Origin of the sequence: Mesorhizobium sp. M7A.F.Ca.CA.002.04.1.1, assembly GCF_004022805.1 — a bacterium.
Taxonomy (GTDB): domain Bacteria; phylum Pseudomonadota; class Alphaproteobacteria; order Rhizobiales; family Rhizobiaceae; genus Mesorhizobium; species Mesorhizobium ciceri.
On record NZ_RZPL01000745.1, the window covers coordinates 1 to 2,694 of the forward strand.

General features: G+C 63.9%; 2 protein-coding genes and 1 pseudogene. 1 reads left to right on the forward strand and 2 read right to left on the reverse strand.

Annotated elements, in window-relative coordinates:
* A pseudogene (locus ENZ75_RS27740) lies at nucleotides 1-1,276 on the forward strand (MFS transporter); the annotation flags it as partial.
* A gap of 23 nt (nucleotides 1,277-1,299) precedes the next feature.
* Here ENZ75_RS27740 and ENZ75_RS27745 read toward each other — a convergent pair.
* Complete coding sequence (locus ENZ75_RS27745) at nucleotides 1,300-2,076, reverse strand: esterase family protein (protein ID WP_063168865.1); 777 nt, start codon at nucleotides 2,074-2,076, stop codon at nucleotides 1,300-1,302.
* 4 nt (nucleotides 2,077-2,080) lie between these two features.
* Nucleotides 2,081-2,694, reverse strand: a 614-nt coding sequence (locus tag ENZ75_RS27750) for an ATP-grasp domain-containing protein (protein ID WP_128278467.1), incomplete at its 5' end; no start/stop codon positions are given.

Genomic DNA, 2,694 nt, shown 5'->3' on the forward strand with positions numbered 1-2,694 from the left:
CTCCCTCTATATCCTGGCATCACTGGGCGCGATGCTGGCGCCGGACATCATCTGGTTCGACATCTTCCGGGCCGTGCAGGGGATCGGCAGTGCGGCCGCCTTCGCTGGCGGCGCCTCGGCACTCGCCCAGGAATTCGAAGGGCCATTGCGGCTGCGCGCCTTCAGCTTCCTCGGCACCAGTTTCGGCATCGGCCTCGCCTTCGGCCCGATCGCGTCGGGCCTGCTTATCTCCGCATTCGGCTGGCGGTCGATCTTTCTTCTGGTTGCGGCACTCGCGATTGCCGCCGCCATGCTCGGCCTGCGCACCATCAGGGAATCGCGCGACCCGGATGCGACGGGCCTCGACTGGGCGGGAGCCGGCACCTTCACGATCGCGCTGGCGTCGCTGACCTATGGCGTGCTCCAGGCGCCGCAGAGCGGCTGGGCTGATCCCCTCGTCGTCACGCTTCTGGCCGCTTCTATCATCTGTTTTGTCGCCTTCGTCGTTGTCGAGCGGCAAGCACAACGGCCGATGCTCGATCTCACGCTGTTTGCCTACCCCCGCTTCGTCGGCGTCCAGTTCCTGGCTGCGGCACCCGCTTACGCCTTCGTCGTCCTGCTCGTCCTGTTGCCGATCCGTTTCATCGGCATCGAAGGGATGAACGAGATCAAGGCCGGGCAATTGATGATCTGCCTCTCAGGTCCGCTGCTGATCCTGCCGATGCTCGCCGGCCAGCTGGCGCGCTGGATCGCACCGGCCACCATCTGCGGTGTCGGCCTGCTCGTCGCTGCCGCCGGGCTTGTCTGGCTGAGCCTGACACCACCGGTCGATAGTGCGCTGATGGCGCCGCTGATGCTGATCGGCGTCGGCATCGCTCTGCCCTGGGGATTGATGGACGGGCTTGCGGTCAGCGTCGTGCCAAGGGAGCGCGCCGGCATGGCGGTCGGCATCTTCAACACCACCCGCGTCGCCTGCGAGGGTGTGGCGCTGGCGATCGTCATGGCGACGCTTTCCGGCTTTGCCGCCGCGCAGCTCGCCGCATAAGGAATGGCATCTTCGACGGACGCAGCGGCGGCAGCCCAGTTGCTGGTGACCGGCAATCTCGGCGAAGCAGCACAACATTTGCCCCAAGCCGGAGCCATTGTTCTGGTCCAGGCCTACGAGACGGCGTTCGACAGGCTGCTGATCGTGTTGGCGGCGATCACCGTCGTCACCGCCCTTGTCGTCTTCCTTGGCCTGCGTCGCGTATCGGCTTCGGAGCGCGAAACCGCCCTGCCGGCATGCCAGGAAGGGTAGCCGTCAGCGGACGGGCCTCCCTATCAATCCAGCCTGTGCATCAGGTCGTCATCCAGCCAACGGCCGAAGAAATAGACCAGTTGCTTGTGCCACCACGGCCAGTCGTGGCTGACATCGCCGCCCCAGTAATCGACCCAGGCGGGAATGGATTTGTCGCGCAGGATCTGTTCCAACCTGCGCGTCTCGACCAGCATCCGCTCTTCCCAGGCGCCCTGCCCGCAGCAGAAGATCAGCCTGAGCGTCTTCAGCCGGGCCAGCAGTTTGGGATCGACGATGCCGGGCAGATAGTCGAGCGGCGAGTTGTAGAAGATATCGCCCTCGAGCGCCCTGCCGAAAAAATCGCGCGCCGAATAGACGCCCGACAGCGCGATGACGCCGCTGGCGAGTTCGGGAAAGCGGAAGACGAAGTTCGAGGAGTGATAGCCGCCCATCGAACAGCCCGAGAACAGCGGCTTCAGCTTGCGCCCGCCATTGGCCTGCTCGGCCGTGGACAGGAAGTCCGGCAGCGCTTCCTCGCGCACATAGCGGAAATAGGCCTCGTGGCGGGCAATGCGATGGGCCGCGTCGGCATGCTTGTCGAAGAAGGATTCCGAATCGACGCCGTCGACCGTGAACAGCTGGATGCGGCCGGTGTCGATGAATTCGGCCAGTGCGCCCACCCCGCCGGAATCCTCGAACTGGTAGAACCGGCCCTGCGAGGTCGGAAACACCACCACCGGCCGGCCGGCATGGCCGTAGCGCTTGTATTCCATGTCGCGGCCGAGTTGGCTCGAGAAATTCTTATGATAGGAAATGTCCATCGCCTCACGCCTTTTCCGCGTGGATGTACGCGACCGCTTCGCGCAGCGCTGCTTCGTCTTTCGAGCGCATCTGGTAGGCGTAATTTCCCATGGCGCGGCTGAAAACCTCTTCGATGGCCTGATGGTGGACGATCTTGTCGCGGTGCGCGGCTAGCACGTCCTCATGGCTGTGCAAATAGTGGAGGCGTCGCTTGCGGCTGGCATAGGCGGTGAAATATTTGCCCTCGTAAGGGCCGCCGGCGGCATCCCTGACCACCATGTCGGCCCACGCCGCATAGACATCGATGTCGAACGTATAGTTGATCGCATCGGTCATCCAGGCGCCGGGCGGGCGCATGTTGACCTCCAGCGCGATGACACGGTCGTCCTTGGTCTCGAACAGCTCGATGTGGAAGAAGCGTTCACGCACGTCGAATGCTTTCAGGATCTTTCGACCGGCCTCCTCGACCGCCGGGTTGATTCTGGGAAAGCAGGTATAGCTCATGTGGCGGTCCTTGTTGACCACCTCCATGACGCTCTGGTCGTAGCGGTGGCTGGCCGCCAGCACCACCTCGCCGTCGCGGTTGACCAGCCCGTCATAGGTCACCACCAGCCCCTCGATGAACTGCTCCATGACGA

Coding starts and splice junctions, on each gene's coding strand:
- ENZ75_RS27745 (WP_063168865.1), bottom strand. CDS start 2,076: ATGGACATTTCCTATCATAAGAATTTCTCGAGCCAACTCGGCCGCGAC.